Below are 17,263 nucleotides of genomic sequence, written 5' to 3'. Positions count from 1 at the left end.
ATATTGGTTTTTCGGATAATTATTTTCAATGTTGCTGTTTTAGAGAAAATTTGCCAGTATTGTCTGGCTTAACCGGAAAAAGGGGGTCTGAATAGTTACTTCATTTTTATTCCTCCTTCATATTTTGAATTACATCCAGGCTCACAACCAGCTCAAAAGGTACTGATTTATAGTATCTCCTGAAATATGGCGATTCTTCCGATACCTCGCTTCTGCCTTTTACAAGTCCAAGCTTCTCGAACTGCTTCAGGTATATGTTGACCAGAGGTCTTGAGATGCCAACTTCCTCCGAGATTTCCCTTGCGTACTTCTCCTGCACTGATATTGCTTTGAGTATGCAGAGGCGCTGCTCGTTCCCGAAGAATCCGAGGAGCTTTGAGAGCTCTGAGACAGAGTTGGTTGTGAGCTTTAACATGTGTTTGTTATTATTTACACCTGTAAAGATAAGCTTTTCGGCTCATAACCTGCAATAGAGACATTTTGTACCATCAGCTCTTTTTTCTCTTTTTCCTATAATCCATAATTACAAGTATTGCAACTACAAACAGGCATCCAAGAAGAAATACAAATCCGGGGTGTGCATTAATTGCGTTCGCCAGGTTTGTGAATATATCAGGCGCAGCCCTGCTTATTGCACCATTATCCACTGAGGGCGGCTGCACAGGGACCGCAGCAGTTGCATTTGCATCCCAGGCATTTATTGATGGAACTGCTCTACCAGCCTCTCCACTCTTTACTGTCTCATTAATTATACTGACAGGCATGGATGTGTTCGATAAATCCTGAATGGCCGGGGGGACAGGTTGTGATTTTAATTCATTTGTTATAAGTAAGTCACCCGCGTTCCTTCCAGCGCTTCTCATGAAAAATTCAATTATGCTTGAAGCAAACACTGCTGCTAATATTATTCCCAGGTACTTCCTGAGTATGTCACCAACAGAGTTCCTGTCTGTCTTTTCCGGCACTAAAATGATGAGTTTTCTGACAGGCGCATATATCTTGACCTCCCGCCCTTTCTCGCTATATTTTATCTTTTCGACTTTTATCAGTCCCACGTTTTCCAGGTTCTCAAGATTGTAAGCAATGGTGGTAAGGGGCACATGCAGACTCTGGGCAATATCCGAAGCAGAAAGAGGCGTATCAGCAAGAAGCTCGATTATCTGCCTTGCCGTATCGTTTGAGATTACCTGCGTTATCTTCTTTGATGCATCTCCCAGCGGCAGTATGAGGAGCTTCTCTTCGCCCGGATTTTTTTCATTTTCTGGCATTGTTATTATTAATAGGCAAGGATATTAAAAGAGATTGCTATAACTACGAATGGAGTTGTACTTTAAAACGCCATATTAAAACCACTTCGTTATTTGACGATGCCCGTTTCGTTAGTTTTATATCCCTTTAAATCTATACTTCGCCCACATATGACCGAAAAAGCAGATATTGCTTCGACTCCTGCCTCTACCGCATCTGGTATTAATCCTCCTGTAATAAACGGCTCTTATCATGACCTGAAGAACAGACTGGCTGAAAAAATGGCAGGTGAGATCACTTTATCGGATAATCCCGGTGAGACATTAAAGAAATGGCGGGCAGGCTTTGATATCTCCCAGTCAGACCTGGCTTCTTTTCTTAAAGTTTCCCCTTCCGTAATAAGTGATTATGAAAGCGGAAGGAGAAAATCCCCGGGGATTTTCATCGTCAGCAAGATAGTGGAAGCAATACTTGAAATGGATACTGCACGCGGTGGCGCCAAAATCCGTTCTTATGAAGGAATGCTACGGGGTGGTTTTAGCGCAGACTCCATATATGAGATTCATGAGTACCTGTCCCCGATTTCCATAGAAGAGCTCATAAAACTCGTAAATGGGGAAGTGGTTTACAGACCCCCGCCCGAACAAATAAAACCATTATACGGTTATACAATTGTGGATAGCTTAAGAGCGATCCTCCAGTTATCTTACAATGAATTCCAGAAATTATATGGATGGAGCTCTGAAAGAGCTATGATCTTCACCCAGGTATCAACAGGCAGGTCTCCTATGGTTGCCCTGAGGGTAACAAACCTGAAGCCTGCACTGGTGGTAATTCATGGAATCCCGTCATCACAGGTGGACAAAATAGCAGCAAAGATAGCAGAGATCGAACATGTTCCGCTGATTGCGACGGTTATGCCAATGCCAGACTTGATCCGCGCCCTTACGTCCCATGATCTTAAACATTAATATTATCAGTATTATTATTGTTATATAATATTTAACAAAAAAGAGGTACAAAAATGAATGTTGGAATCGTTTCGTATGGTGCTTATATACCCAGATACAGGATACGGGTTGAAGAGATAGCAAGGGTATGGGGCGCGAACGCAAATAGCATAATTGATGGGCTTATGGTTTTTGAAAAATCAGTGCCTGATCTTGATGAGGACACAATAACAATCGCAGTAGAAGCTGCACGTTATGCAATTAACCGGGCAAATATAAACCCGGAAAAAATCCAGGCGGTATATACAGGTTCGGAAAGCCATCCTTATGCGGTCAAACCTTCAAGCACCGTTATAGCCGAAGCTGTTGGGGCTACACCAGACCTCACTGTCGCGGATTTTGAGTTCGCATGCAAGGCAGGAACTGCTGCTATCCAGACATGTATGGGCATGGTAGAAACAGGAATGATCGAGCTTGGTATGGCAATTGGTTCGGATGTTTCCCAGGGCGCGCCAGGGGATGCGCTGGAATATACTGCTGCCGCAGGCGGAGTAGCCTATATAATCGGAAAGAAAGACCAGGTTGCAAATATCGAATCCACATATTCATACACTACAGATACACCGGACTTCTGGAGAAGAGAAGGAATGCCTTATCCCGAACACGGGGGAAGATTCACGGGAGAACCGGGGTACTTCAAACATGTCTCATCTGCTGCCGAGGGCCTTATGAAAAGAATGGGCACAAAACCTTCGGATTACAATTATGCAATATTCCACCAGCCAAACGGCAAGTTCCCAACCCGCGTTGCAAAGATGCTTGGTTTTACCGGTGAGCAGATAAAACCCGGACTTGTTGTTCCGCGTCTTGGAAATACATATTCGGGTTCATGCATGATGGGACTTGCGGCAACTCTCGATATTGCAAAAGCAGGAGACCGGATATTCATGACTTCTTTCGGTTCAGGCGCCGGAAGCGATGCATTCAGCTTTACGGTGACTGACAGGATCGATGAAATACGAAACAGGGCACCGGGCGTTGAAACATTGCTGGCAAATCCTGTATATATCAATTATGCGACCTATGCAAGACATAAAGGTAAAATTAAATTATAAAATCGGATAAATCAAACAAGGTGAAATAATGAGAGATGTGGCAATTATCGGAGTCGGATGTACGGAATTCGGCGAATTATGGGATAAATCCTTCAGGGAGTTGTTTGTGGAGGCCGGGGTGAGCGCAATAGAAGATGCCAATGTCCAGGGCGGGAAGATCGATGCGCTTTATGTGGGAAATATGAGCGGCGGACGGTTCATCGAACAGGAGCATCTCGGAGCGCTTATTGCGGATTATTCCGGCCTTGCAAGCCTTAATGTCCCTTCAACGCGCGTGGAAGCAGCATGCGCATCGGGCGGGCTTGCATTACGCCAGGGTATCCTTGCGGTAGCATCGGGTTACCATGATATTGTGGTAGCAGGGGGAGCTGAGAAAATGACCGATGTGGGTGTTGAGACAACAACGGATGCTCTTGCAGCAGCTGCTGACAGGGAATGGGAAGGTATTATGGGCGCAACATTCCCCGGACTGTATGCTATGATCGCAAGGCTTCACATGCATAAATATGGAACAACACAGGAACAGCTGGCAGCAGTGGCTGTGAAAAACCACCACAATGGGACAATGAATCCAAAAGCGCAGTTCCAGAATGAAATTTCAATTGAAACTGTAACAAATTCCCTGATGGTTGCAGACCCCTTGAGAGTCTTTGATTGTTCCCCGATCACAGATGGCGCATCGGCTGTGGTAATTGCCCCGGCTGAAATTGCAAAGAAATATTGTGACACTCCTGTCTATGTAAAGGCATCTGCCCAGGCAAGCGGCACAATTTCGCTTCATGACAGACCCGATATTACAACGCTTGATGCCACTGTCGCAGCAGCGAACTGGGCTTACAAGATGGCAAAACTCAAGCCAAAGGATATAAGTTTTGCAGAAGTCCATGATTGTTTCACAATTGCCGAGATCTGTGCTATTGAAGACCTTGGATTTGTTAAGAAAGGGGAAGGCGGGCCTGCAACAGAATCAGGCATGACGGCCCTTGGAGGAAAAGTCCCCATAAACCCGTCAGGTGGATTAAAAGCATGCGGCCATCCTGTTGGCGCTACAGGAGTAAAACAGGCTGTTGAAATAACACTTCAACTTCGTGGTGAAGCCGGGAAGCGGCAGATAAACGGTGCAAAGATCGGTCTTACGCATAATGTCGGAGGTTCGGGAGGCACTGCTGTCGTTCATATTTTCGGGAGGGAGAAATAAGTATGTCAGTCCCAAGATTTTGGAGAAGACTTAAGAATCTTTATAATCTCATAGGAACACATTGTGAAAAATGCGGCAGGTTTTTCTATCCACCCAGGAACATGTGCCCCAAATGCAGAAGAAACGGTATTGTAAGTCCGTTCAAATTCAAAGGCTCAGGTGTTGTTGTAACATATACAATCGTACATACTTCAGCGAAAGATTATTCCAAGCTTACACCTTATATTCTTGCTATAATAAAACTGGATGAAGGTCCAAGCCTTACGTCCCAGGTAATATGTGATCATTCACAGATATGTATTGGCATGAGGGTCAGGTCAGCTTTCAGGAAGCTTGGTGAGGAAAGCGATAAAGGAATGATATATTACGGGACAAAATTTGTCCCGATGGAAGAAAAAGCCTGATTTTTTCATTTTATTCATTTAAATTACTGCGTTACATTCATTATATAGAATAGATCATATAAGCACAGATGAATAATCTTGAAAATGCATCTATGACAGAACAGGAGCTTAGAGAGAAAATAAACCAGGTTTTTTCTATCTATGATATCCAGCATGCAGATGGTAATATTTATTTTTTTGGCACCCCAAAGGAAGATATAAAGATCATCTTCCAGAAGCTATGGCCGCTATTTTCTGAAAAAGGTTTCCAGTTCACAATAAAATACGAACTTGGCGAACACATTCTCGTAGTATCACCATTCTCGCCTGCAAAAGAGCGCCTCTGGATAAATTATGTTCTTGCAATTGCTACCATTTTCATGACTATGATTGAAGGTTCTTATCTTTTTGGCGCAAATCCGCTCACATCCTCTGCCGATATACTGAAAGGATTGCCGTTTACTATCGCTATCATGGCTGTGCTTGGAGCACATGAGGCAGGCCATTATTTAGTAGCGAAAAAGCATGGTATGCAAACGTCATTACCGTATTTTATACCGTTCCCTAACCCGATAGGCACGATTGGGGCCGTGATCAGACACCGTGGACCCATACCCAGCCGGAAAGCCCTGTTTGATGTAGGTATTTCAGGCCCTATTATCGGGCTTATTGTATCTATAATCGTAACAGCAATCGGACTTCTCCAGCCCCCGATAGTACAAACGGCCCAGCATTTACAGATAGAACTTGGCACTCCTTTACTATTTGAACTGGTAAACCGCATTATACCTGCAGGAGATGGAAGTATAATCCACTACCCGATAGCGTTTGCAGGCTGGGTCGGGATGCTTGTAACAGCTCTTAACCTGATCCCGGCAGGACAACTTGATGGTGGTCATGTTCTTCGCGCAATGATTGGTGAAAAAGCAAAAAAAGCATCCAGAATAATTCCATTTATCCTTATTTCTCTTGGTTTCTATATCACAATTATTCTGAACAGCAATGGTTTTATATGGGTATTATGGGGTATCTTCCTTTCGTTTTTTACAGCAGCCGGGCATCCCAAGCCCCTGAATGATGATATACCGCTCGGGAAAGGAAGAATGGCATTGGGGGTAATAACTTTTTTCCTGGGCTTGCTGTGTTTTACCCTGGTGCCTTTCCAGATGGGGTAAAATAATTTTAAAATACCCTTTATGGTCTTGTTTTATGAATAAATATAAATTAAAAAAATATGAGATCACATCCATACTTTTAATCATATTAGCAGAAATCTTATTTTTCTCAGGACAAAGACTTCTCACCATAGCAGTGCACTCATTTAATAGTATTCTAATATTAATATTATTAATTTCAAAAAAGAAACATCAGGTTATTCAATCGCTTTCCCTGGTTTCACTTCTTCGCATCCTTAATTTATCATTGCCTGTCTTTGTTTCCTTCACTATTTACTGGCTTGCAGCTTTGTATTTAATAATGTTTATTCCTATAATTCTATTAATAAAAAAACAGGGATTAAGCAATAGTCATATCGGATTAACGTACAAAAATCTTTATTTATTGCCAGTTTCCATTCTCCTGGGAATCGGACTGGCCTTATTCGAATATAATATTCTTGTCCCGGATCCTCTGATCCCGGAACCAGATTTACTTAATTTATTTATACTGGCCATTATAATGATTTTTTTCTCAGCCCTTTGTGAAGAAATTTTATTCAGGTCCCTTCTCCAGCAAAGCATAGAAAAAAATTCAGGACCAATGGCCGGATTACTCATAGCAGGTGTTATATCCGGTTTCATGAGTTCGGGATATTCCAGTTATTATGAGATCCTTTTTGCATTTTCTGCGGGTTTAATACTGGGATTTAGCTTTCAAAAAACAAGAAGTCTTCCATTCGTTGTAATGGCGCATGGAGTAAATAATATATTATTATTCGGTATATTGCCTTTTGTTATATAATCATAACAATCTTAAAGATTACAATAGAAGTAAAAACAATCAGTAGAGGTAATATCATAATATTTAAAAAATCCACATTTACATCATCCTTGTACTTGCTTGATAAAATTATATCTTTTGAAGATATCAATAAAATCAATAAAATTATCGCCGGGACACCGCCTATTGCCAGTCCTGTAACCATACTGATTGGTATAGTATTAGATAGTAGGCTACCTGCAGATGAAACCCAGAGTACAATAGACATTATTAATAAATGAAAAAATAAATGTATATACTTATTCATTCAAAATTCTAATAAATGATCATAATCATAATTATTATAATTATTTTTTTATATAAAGCCTTATATGGATTTAATCAGATTTAACATATTCTCAGAGATAGAGCCAATATGTTGGAAAATAATAACCATAACAATACCAGAGCAATAGCGATTATTTTTCATGCATTTAACATAGAAGCGACCATTGGCAGTGTAGTTATTAAAGCTCACAGGTATGCTGACCGTATCATCGTTATCGATGGTGGCAGCAATGATAGTACGGTAGAAATAGCACAGCTTGCTGGCGCTGAAGTTTATAACTATCCTGCGAAAAATGGCCGGAGGGGAGAATTTAAGAATGAGTTTGAAATTGCCATGCAGAAGGACGCAAAAATAATAGTCATGATGAGTTCTGATGAAGCACCTGATATTATACCAAAGATTATCGAGCCAATCAGGAATGAAGGTTATGATATTGTTGTAAATTCAAAAGAAAAAACCAATATCCCATACTCGCGGCTACATGTCCGTTTAAATAAAAGAGATATTGAAAAGAAAGAATGTATTGGTTTATCGACTGAATGTTTGAAAAATATTGTTTTGAGAAATTTAAATGGATCAACAGTAAAAGATATCATATATCAAGCAGAGAAAAATAATCTAAAAATAAAATATATTGGCCAGGATGATCAATCCAACTTTCATCAGTTCAAAGATTACAATATCGCCGTAGTTGTTCCTGCATATAATGAAGAACTTTTGATAGAGGAAACGCTAAAAGGTATACCGGATTATGTTAAAAGGATATATGTCATTGATGATTGCAGCAATGACAGGACCCCTGAAATTTTAAAGGGCATCATTGATCAAAGGATAGTTGCCGTATGTCACAAGACTAATAAAGGAGTAGGCGCAGCAATAGTAACAGGGTATAAACTGGCTCTTGAAGATGGAATGGATATTGTTGCTGTAATGGCGGGAGATAACCAGATGGATCCTGATCAGCTCCCCCGCCTGATTATCCCTATAATTGAAGGAAGGGCGGATTATACCAAAGGGAACAGGCTGATAAGCAAAGATTTCCGTAAGGGAATGAGCAAATGGAGATTCCTGGGGAATGCAATGCTTACTATAATCACAAAGATAGGCAGCGGATACTGGCATATAATGGATCCGCAAAATGGATACACAGCTATATCCAGGCAGGCGCTTGAAGTGCTGAATCTGGATGATATTTTTCCATATTACGGCTATTGTAATGATATGCTTATAAAACTGAATGCCTTTGGCGTCAGGGTTGAAGATGTTGTGATGCCAGCCCGTTATGGTTGTGAGAAATCAAAGATCAAATATATCAGTTATATTATGAAGGTCGCTCCAATGAATTTCAGGGGATTTTTATGGAGACTGAAAATAAAGTATGTTGTGCTTGATTTCCATCCGCTTGTCTTTTTTTATATAGCAGGAATAGTGCTTGTGCCTTCAGGAGTAATTTTTGGCTTCTGGATATCCATGCAGAAATGGCATCAAATCCCTGTTTCTCAAAACTTCCCGCTACTTTCGGCTTTTATAACACTTATGGGAATCCAGTTCCTTTTATTTGCGATGCTCTTTGACATGCAGGCTGATAAAAGCAGGAGCGGAAATATCGGGATTTTGAAATAACTATAGGTACATATATGTGCGGCATTTTCGGGATAGCGGTAAAAAATGATTCAGGTATTAACAGCAAGCAATTAAAATCAATAGTAACTAACCTATTCAAGCTATCCGAATCAAGAGGTAAAGAAGCAGCAGGAATTGCAATAAATTCTGATGATGAAATAAAGGTTTACAAATGCCCTGTTCCGGCATCTGTTTTGATAGATAGTAAAGAATTCAATGAAATTCTGGATTCTGCATTAAATATATCTAATAAAAAACATAAATATTCTCAACCTGTTACTATAATCGGGCATTCCAGATTAGTGACAAATGGCGCCAGGCAGGTTATTGAAAATAATCAGCCGGTCATAAAAGATGGGATAGTGGGAATTCATAATGGCATAATTGTGAATAATGATGAACTCTGGAATAAATTTCCATATTTAGGCAAAAAATACGACGTGGACACTGAAATCTTATTGAGTTTAATTCGTTATTTCTATAATCACCGGAATTCATTAATAAATGCTGTTCAAGAAAGTTTCAGGCTCATAAAAGGTACTGCATCAGTAGCATTATTATTCAATGATATTAATCATCTGTTATTAGCTACAAATAATGGCTCTCTATATTTATGTAAGAACTCAGAAGGTAATATCTATATTTTTGCATCAGAACTTTATATATTAAATACAGTAATAAAACAACAAAAATTGCAGAAAATTTTGGGGAATTATGAAATATCGCAGGTCAGGCCGGGAATCGGTTATGTGATAAATACCCATAGCCTGGATTTAATAAAAATTGAGCTAAATAATAAGGAATGTATTAATTATTCAATTAAAAAATGTAACTCTTTGAAAAATATTAACGTTTTGTACAGTCGCTCAGAGTTAAATGACATGATAAGCAATCAAAGATTAATTGAACGCTCACCGCAAAGGGCACAAAGATTTTATCCTGATACCCGAACTATAAAACGCTGTGCAAAGTGTCTTCTCCCTGAAACAATGCCGTTTATAGAATATGATGTTGCAGGTGTATGCAATTATTGCAGAAATCATAAAAAAACTGAAGTAATGGGTAAGGATGCCCTGGAAAAACTGGCTGCAAAATACCGGAGTAAAAGTGGAGATCCGGATTGCATCGTAGCTTTTAGCGGAGGGAGGGACAGCAGCTATGGATTACACTATGTCAAGAATGTTTTAAAAATGAATCCTATTACTTATACGTATGATTGGGGCATGGTTACAGATCTTGCACGAAGAAATATTGCCAGGATGTGTGGTAAATTGGGTGTTGAGAATGTACTGGTGTCTGCCGATATAAATAAAAAAAGAGAAAACATCCGAAAAAATGTAAATGCATGGCTTAAAAAACCAGACCTGGGAATGATTCCTTTATTCATGGCAGGAGATAAACAATATTTCTATTATGCCAACAAGCTAATGGAAGAAACCGGTATCAAATTAGTTATTCTATGCGAAAATATGCTGGAAAACACCTTTTTCAAATCGGGATATTGCGGGATCAAACCCGGTTTTGGAGGTGAGCACACATATTCTCTTGCGGGTGCGAATAAAATAAAGTTAGCTGCATATTATTTAAACCAATATATAAGAAATCCTTCATATATTAATTCTTCGATATTTGACACAATGAGCGCCTATTTTTCATATTATATGATGCCCCATGAATATCTGAATTTATACCGATATATCGAATGGAATGAAAAGGAGATTGAATCGACATTAATAAAAGAATACGAATGGGAACTGGCTCCCGATACACGCACAACATGGAGAATAGGAGATGGCACTGCTGCTTTTTATAATTATATCTATGGAGCAATTACAGGCTTTACCGAGAATGATACATTTCGCAGTAACCAGATAAGGGAAGGCATGATAACGAGAGAGAAAGCTTTAGAACTGGTTGAAGATGAAAATAAACCAAGATATGAATCGATAAAATGGTACTGCGATACTATTGGCATTAATTTCGATGAAACTTTAGAAATTATCAACTCAGTTCCCAGGATATATGAGACCCGATTTCAGGGGAGGAAGTAAATGAAATTTTTATTATCTATTGAACATCCTTCATGGGCACATCAATTCAAATATATTATCCGGGAACTTGAAAAGAAAGGTCATATTGTAAAGGTTGTTGCGATAAATAAAGACAGGGATCTGGAATTGCTGGATATTTTCAATATTAATTATGAAATTATTTCAAATACCTCGGGAAAAACCATAATTGATAAAGGGATAATTTTTATAAAGACATTAATCAGGATCTTTCAAATCAGCAAAAGATTCAAACCGGATATATATATTGGCAGGGCATCTCCGATGATGGCAATAAATAGTTTTTTATTTAGAAAAGAGCATATTATTTTTGAAGATACTGAACATTCCACATTTTGTCTATTTATAGCAAAGCTTTGTACAGATGTTATCATTACCCCGGATTGTTTTAAAAATGATCTTGGAAAAAAACAATTAAGATTTGATGCTTATAAAGAAATGTTTTATCTTCATCCTGATTATTTCACCCCTGATCCCATGGTATTGTCTGAATTAAATCTCTCACCAGGAGATAAATTCTTTATTTTACGTTTTGTTGCATGGGATGCACATCATGATATTGGACAAAGCGGGCTTTCAGTGGATGCAAAACGAAAAGCTGTGGAAGAATTCAGTAAATACGGGCGTGTGATTATTTCCTCTGAAAGTCCGTTGCCCTGCGAATTTGAGAAATATCGCATAACAATTTCTCCGGAGAAGATACATGATTTATTATTTTTTGCCACATTATATTTAGGCGAGGGAGGAACCATGGCGACTGAAAGCGCAATTCTGGGTACACCTTCAATATATGTTTCATCGCTTGCCGGGACAATGGGCAATTTCATTGAACTTGAACAAAGATATGGTTTGATGTTAAGTTACAGAGACCAGGATAAAGCAATCGAAAAAGCAATCGAGCTTATCAGAAAATCCGATATAAAAAATGAATGGAAAAAGAAACAGGAGATTTTAATGACAGATAAGATTGATCCAAATGAGTTCATGATCCGGTTTATAGAGAATTATCCTGAAAGTTTTCATGCAATTAAAAATATGAAAAATATGAAAAGGAATAAAAAAGATGTTTAATAAAGAATTATTCATATTAGCACATCAAGTTGCAGACAGGAATTTTTATTCGATCTATAAAAAATTGATCCGGAATCAATGGAAATCTTATGATGAGTTAAAAGAAGAACAAGAGAAGCAATTAAGGCATATGATCAATTTTGCTTATAAAAATGTTCCTTATTATCATAACCTCTTTAAAGATTTGAGATTGGACCCGGCAGATATAAAAAAAATAGAAGATTTGCAGAAACTTCCTGTACTTACAAAGGAAAATATAAAATCAAACTGGGAGGATTTCCAGCCTGTTAATTTGAACAGGATAAATTATTATGAGGGGGTTACAGGAGGTTCAACAGGTACGCCCTTTAAATACAGGTTAAGCAAGCCTGACAGGTTTCTCAGTGGTGCCCTGTTATACAGGGGATGGGGATATGGAGGTTATGAGCTCGGGGATAAGATGGTATTCCTGGCAGGCTCTTCGTTAGATATCGGGACAAAATCTTACCTGGACAAAAGAGTTCATGAAATTGCCAGGAATATCAGGAAACTCTCTTCCTTTGATATGGGAGAAGCACAAATGCGGAAATATGTTAAGATCATAAATTCATTCAAGCCAAAATTTTTGAGGGGATATGTATCTTCACTATACTTCTTTGCTAACCGGATTGAAAAAAATAACTTGGAAATAGATCAACCCTTGTTGGTATTCACAACCTCCGAGAAGCTGTATCCTCACATGAAGGAACAGATAGGGAAAATTTTTCATTGTGAGGTACTGGATACTTATGGATTGAATGATGGCGGCATCAGTGCTTATGAATGCCCGGATCATGCCGGATTGCATATTGATACTGAGAGGGGAATTATGGAAATTGCAGATCCGGAAGGAAATCAGTTAGAGACCGGCGAAGGGAAAATACTGGCAACCAGTCTTTATAATTATTCGATGCCTTTTATAAGATATGATACAAACGATTTAGGAAACCTTGCTGATGATATTTGCAGCTGCGGCCGGGGATATAAGCTATTAAAAGAGGTAGCTGGAAGGAGCGTGGATTTCCTGCTGACACCGGAAGGGAAGAATGTCAATGGATGGTTCTTTATATATATATTCTGGAAATTTTGCCAGGGAATAAAAGAATATCAAATCATCCAGGAAAAATTGGATAAAATCATTATTAAGATAGTTATAGATGAATATTTTGATGAAATGCAGTTAAATAAAATATTACATGAAGTAAGATTGAAAAGTGAAAGATGGAATGTGGAATTTAAATTTGTCGATAAAATCGATAGGACAGGGGCTGGTAAATATAAATATGTAATAAATGAGATGCGAAAATGACAGACAGGAATTTACTTGTAATATGCAATAATTTCCCGGACAGGGAGAACCTGTATATCGGTGGCATTTTCATTAAAGAACAGGTAAAACACCTGAGATTTTTTTTTGATAACATCTATGTGATTTCTCCTGCTCCTTATGGAATTGAATATACCAGGAAAATAAAGCAAGAAGATTATATATTTGAAAATATTCAGGTTTATTTTTTAAAATATTTGAATTTTCCTGTGTTCTATTCTTACGGACGAAAGAACTGGACATACCTGGAGAAAAGAGCGATAATAGACAAAATCCAGAAAGAAGGACTGGAATTCGATCTGATCCATGCTCATTATACCTGGCCATCCGGGGCAGTCGCAATTGAATTAAAGAAAAAATTTAATGTGCCTGTAATAATTACGGAACATACCTCGGTTACTTTTAAAAATGCGATTGAAAATAAAGATCCGGTATTCATTAAATCTTGGAAATCATGTGATGCTATTATCCGGGTACGAAAAGGTGATATTCAATTTTTTGACAATGTCGGTGTTTCATTAAATAAAGTGCATTTTATACCTAATGGATTTGATCATAATAAGTTTACTGCGCTTGACGGGCTCCAGTGTAAGGAAAAATTAAATTTACAGGTTAACAATAAAAAAATTTTATTGAATGTCGGGAATATGTATGATGAAATAAAAGGACATAAGTATCTTATTGAAGCCATTAATGAAGTTAAAAAACGGAGAAGAGATATCCTGTGTATTATAATAGGAACCGGAAAATTAAGAAAGAACCTGGAAAAACAAATTCGTACAATGGGATTGGAGAGTGAAATCAAACTGGTCGGCAGGAAAACACATGAAGAAATCCCGATCTGGATGAACGCCTGTGATATATTTATTTTACCGAGTTTGAAAGAAGGTAATCCTACGGTATTGCCGGAATGCCTGGCCTGCGGAAAGCCTTTTATCGGAACAAAGGTTGGGGGAATTCCCGAAATAATTACATCTGGAGAATATGGTTTATTGTGTGAGCCTGCGAATTCAGGATATTTAGCTGAAAACATATTAACTGCCCTGGATAAAGTATGGGATACAGAAAAAATAAGGGGTTATTCGGAAAAATTCAGATGGCAGAATATTGCCAGTGACATCCTTAAAGTTTATGAGATTGCTAAAAGAGATTTTAATGGAAAATGAGATACAAAAAAATAAGTTTAATAATCCTGTCTATGGCTTTTATTGTGCCATTGATGATTTTTAACGGTACATTAGATGGTTTTGCACCAAAACATATGCTGGTAATGTCTGAGACCGTCCAACACGGATATCTGTTTTCCAAGGAAGCCGAACAAATCGCACCAGGTTTTTATATGACAGGAGCCATAATAAACATTCTTACTGAAATTCCTGCAAAAGAATTTGTTTTTTTACCGATTCAGTTTATCCCGTATCTGATTGTTTTTTATGTTTTTATATATAAAATATCCGGGAGTTATTTATTGTCAAGTTTAATTACTTTAATAGAACTCATCTCAAGCACAAATGGTACTGATAAAGTTTTTTTCTGGCCTCATGCGTTAGGATGGATCATATTTTACACGATGCTTTTTATTGTTTTTAAAATCGCAGAGAAAAAAAATGAAGAAGAGTGGAAATTCCGGATCCTTTTAATACTCCCTGGTATGTCACTGGCCATCATATCCTACGATATATTTGCAGTATCTTTATTATTTTTGGTCATCTTGTCATTGTTGCTTTTTCTTTTGAAGTTTATATCAAATGTCAGAAAAGATAATATGAAAAGAAATTATCTAAATATATTCATTATACTGATAGTATTTAATTTTGGATTATTAAAGTTCGTATATGATGTTTTTATCCCAACAATCTTGAATAATCAGTTAAGAGATGTAACTGCTGTTGATAAATTTATGTTATCATACGTTTCTACTGAAAGCGTACAGACTCCTTTGAGTGAACTCTATATCAGCTATCCCGGAATAATCTCTATAATCAGTTTAATAAAATATTCGGCATTATTAGTTTCAATATTAGCTTTTTCAATAATAATGCTTGGAAAATTAAGGGCAAAGAATCCTATTAATTTTTTTGATACTGTCGTATGTTCAATTATTCTTTTTGCAGTCTCATATGCTTCAATAAGGTTTTTTTTAGCCCAGTTTGCAATTACCCAGATTTATCTTCCTGGAATAGTTTGCACTATCTGGTTATATAGATTCTCAGATAAATTCAAAACCTGGGCAATTTTTGTTGTTCTGTTATTAATGGTCCTGGTGCCTGTTTATTATTATGAAAATTATAGCAATAACTTAATAGATACAGACGAAAATAAATATGGTTATATTGAATATTCTGCATACTGGTATTTAGAAAAAACCGTCAGGTCATCAATAGCAGTATCTGATGAGTTAACAAAAAATTTCTTCATTATGCATCATGAAAAACAGGTAGAGGATATTAATTATACGAAAATACGCGAGCATATGAAAATTTTATCTATAGATGATGTGGTATTTCTGCTTCAAAAATCAAATAATTCAGAAAGTAAATATTTCATTGTAAATTATGATCTAAGTAGAATGAGTCTCCAAAATTGGAAAATCATCAGGACATGGAAGTTTTCTAAAGATAAAATAAATACTAATCCGAAAATAAAAAAAATATATTATTCTGGATATATAGAAATATATCTATCTTAAATCCACCCATTCTTTTTTACCAGCAGGTAGATCAACATCCCTAAAACTACATGTGTTAGCATCCAGGCATATCCTGCGCCTGGGATTCCAAATATTGAAATAAAAATATAACTCGATCCAAGCAGGAGCAGAAACCTTAACAAATTCAGTTTCACAATGCTTTCAATTTCCATCCTTACTTTCTGGATAGGAACAAATAATGAATATGCGACAACGAAAAAGCTTGATATTGCAAAATATCTCAAAAGCTCAAAAGCTCCCATGTAGTTCTTTCCAAAAAAACCAAGAAGAACATCCCCAAAGAAATAAAGAAATACTACAGATGGAATAAGGAAAGAATAAATTGCAACCAGCGCCTTCTTTATGTTTTTCTTAAGGCTTTCGCCGTGGCTTCCTTCCACGAACAGTGAAGTCCCCAGCGAATCCGGGATAATCAAGACAAGATTCCCGATAGCATATGCGATATAATATTTGGCGGCTTCAGTCTCTCCGGATAAATTTAAGATCAATATTGGCAGTATTAATGTCGGGGCGACCATCAGGACTTGTGATATGTAATTGCCTGATGAGTATGACAAAGATTGTTTGATAAATGCTTTATCTATCCTGGAATTTAACCCAATATGTTTTTTAATGGCTAAAAAAGAAAAAAAAGTGGCAACCAGGTATGATATACCTACAGATCCGAATATGCCAAAACTTCCAAGAAATACAAGTGGAATTAAAAGGGGCACCCTTATGCCCTGCAAAACATTTTGAAAGAAAAAAAGATCCCCGCCTCTTATAGCTACAAAAGCGTTTCCAGTTATTGAAGTTATTGAGTTCAGAACTGCAAATATAAGAAAGATCATTACGAATTTAAAATCCTGCATAAAGGGTAGACCTGTGGAGAAATAGTTGATGCCTGAAATATAAATAAATCCCACGAAAATAGTAGAAACTGTAGTTACCATCAAACATGAGTTGAAAACCTTTTTTTTATCATTAACAGGAAGATAGCGAATAATAGAGTGATCAAAGCCACATCTTGATAATAGCATTACAAGTCCTAAAGAAGACATAACTGCTGTTGCCATGCCCACATCTTCAATAGAGTAAAATCTTGCTGCGATAATCCAGAAAAAAAAACCAGCTGCTACATTAAAGTAACTGCCCATGAGAAGGAAAAAAGAATTTTTCAAGAGGGAATTGCCCAGGTATCTTTTGATATGATTATACATAACGCCTGATTGGAGTACGACCAAGTGCCTTAAAGCACAATATGTAGATTATCTTGATTATTTATATATAAGGCAGGTGATTGTAT

At 37.5% G+C, this 17,263-nt stretch carries 15 protein-coding genes; 12 read left to right on the top strand and 3 right to left on the bottom strand.

Features of this window, described 5'->3' with window-relative positions; translation table 11 throughout:
• Nucleotides 1-106: 106 nt before the first annotated feature.
• Both FIB07_13620 and FIB07_13615 read right to left on the bottom strand, forming a co-directional pair.
• Entirely contained in the window at nucleotides 107-415 is a 309-nt protein-coding gene (locus FIB07_13620; protein NJD53894.1) for a winged helix-turn-helix transcriptional regulator, read from the bottom strand.
• Between the two features lie 73 nt (nucleotides 416-488).
• Complete coding sequence (locus tag FIB07_13615) at nucleotides 489-1,268, bottom strand: winged helix-turn-helix transcriptional regulator (protein NJD53893.1); 780 nt, start codon at nucleotides 1,266-1,268, stop codon at nucleotides 489-491.
• A 150-nt stretch (nucleotides 1,269-1,418) separates the two neighbouring features.
• On the opposite strand from FIB07_13615, the gene FIB07_13610 reads away from it, so the two are divergent.
• From FIB07_13610 to FIB07_13555, 12 genes are all read left to right on the top strand, one after another.
• Nucleotides 1,419-2,219, top strand: coding sequence for a helix-turn-helix domain-containing protein (locus tag FIB07_13610; protein ID NJD53892.1), 801 nt, complete (start codon nucleotides 1,419-1,421; stop codon nucleotides 2,217-2,219).
• A gap of 53 nt (nucleotides 2,220-2,272) precedes the next feature.
• A complete protein-coding gene (locus FIB07_13605) occupies nucleotides 2,273-3,313 on the top strand; it encodes a hydroxymethylglutaryl-CoA synthase (GenBank protein NJD53891.1) in 1,041 nt (346 codons plus the stop codon).
• A 28-nt stretch (nucleotides 3,314-3,341) separates the two neighbouring features.
• Nucleotides 3,342-4,511: a thiolase domain-containing protein gene (locus FIB07_13600; GenBank protein ID NJD53890.1), complete on the top strand. Its 1,170-nt coding sequence runs from the start codon at nucleotides 3,342-3,344 to the stop codon at nucleotides 4,509-4,511.
• Nucleotides 4,512-4,513: 2 nt separating this feature from the next.
• Entirely contained in the window at nucleotides 4,514-4,915 is a 402-nt protein-coding gene (locus FIB07_13595; protein NJD53889.1) for a Zn-ribbon domain-containing OB-fold protein, read from the top strand.
• A gap of 68 nt (nucleotides 4,916-4,983) precedes the next feature.
• Nucleotides 4,984-6,069 carry a site-2 protease family protein gene (locus FIB07_13590; GenBank protein ID NJD53888.1) on the top strand — a complete coding sequence of 362 codons (1,086 nt, stop codon included), beginning with the start codon at nucleotides 4,984-4,986 and terminating at the stop codon, nucleotides 6,067-6,069.
• 34 nt (nucleotides 6,070-6,103) lie between these two features.
• On the top strand, nucleotides 6,104-6,853 hold the full coding sequence (locus FIB07_13585) for a CPBP family intramembrane metalloprotease (GenBank protein ID NJD53887.1): 750 nt from the start codon (nucleotides 6,104-6,106) through the stop codon (nucleotides 6,851-6,853).
• A 394-nt stretch (nucleotides 6,854-7,247) separates the two neighbouring features.
• Entirely contained in the window at nucleotides 7,248-8,783 is a 1,536-nt protein-coding gene (locus FIB07_13580; GenBank protein NJD53886.1) for a glycosyltransferase, read from the top strand.
• Nucleotides 8,784-8,797: 14 nt separating this feature from the next.
• A complete protein-coding gene (locus FIB07_13575) occupies nucleotides 8,798-10,834 on the top strand; it encodes a hypothetical protein (GenBank protein NJD53885.1) in 2,037 nt (678 codons plus the stop codon).
• Nucleotides 10,835-11,923: a DUF354 domain-containing protein gene (locus FIB07_13570; protein NJD53884.1), complete on the top strand. Its 1,089-nt coding sequence runs from the start codon at nucleotides 10,835-10,837 to the stop codon at nucleotides 11,921-11,923.
• Complete coding sequence (locus tag FIB07_13565) at nucleotides 11,916-13,250, top strand: phenylacetate--CoA ligase family protein (protein ID NJD53883.1); 1,335 nt, start codon at nucleotides 11,916-11,918, stop codon at nucleotides 13,248-13,250. Before FIB07_13570 ends, FIB07_13565 begins: the two co-directional genes overlap by 8 nt.
• Nucleotides 13,247-14,434, top strand: coding sequence for a glycosyltransferase family 4 protein (locus FIB07_13560; GenBank protein NJD53882.1), 1,188 nt, complete (start codon nucleotides 13,247-13,249; stop codon nucleotides 14,432-14,434). The genes FIB07_13565 and FIB07_13560 overlap by 4 nt, the downstream gene beginning before the upstream one ends.
• Nucleotides 14,431-15,957, top strand: coding sequence for a hypothetical protein (locus tag FIB07_13555; GenBank protein ID NJD53881.1), 1,527 nt, complete (start codon nucleotides 14,431-14,433; stop codon nucleotides 15,955-15,957). The genes FIB07_13560 and FIB07_13555 overlap by 4 nt, the downstream gene beginning before the upstream one ends.
• Here the strand turns inward: FIB07_13555 and FIB07_13550 are convergent.
• A complete protein-coding gene (locus tag FIB07_13550) occupies nucleotides 15,954-17,177 on the bottom strand; it encodes a lipopolysaccharide biosynthesis protein (GenBank protein NJD53880.1) in 1,224 nt (407 codons plus the stop codon). The genes FIB07_13555 and FIB07_13550 overlap by 4 nt on opposite strands.
• Nucleotides 17,178-17,263: the final 86 nt, after the last annotated feature.

Origin of the sequence: Candidatus Methanoperedens sp., from assembly GCA_012026795.1 — an archaeon.
Classification (GTDB): domain Archaea; phylum Halobacteriota; class Methanosarcinia; order Methanosarcinales; family Methanoperedenaceae; genus Methanoperedens.
This window is presented reverse-complemented; position numbering and strand designations above follow the sequence as displayed.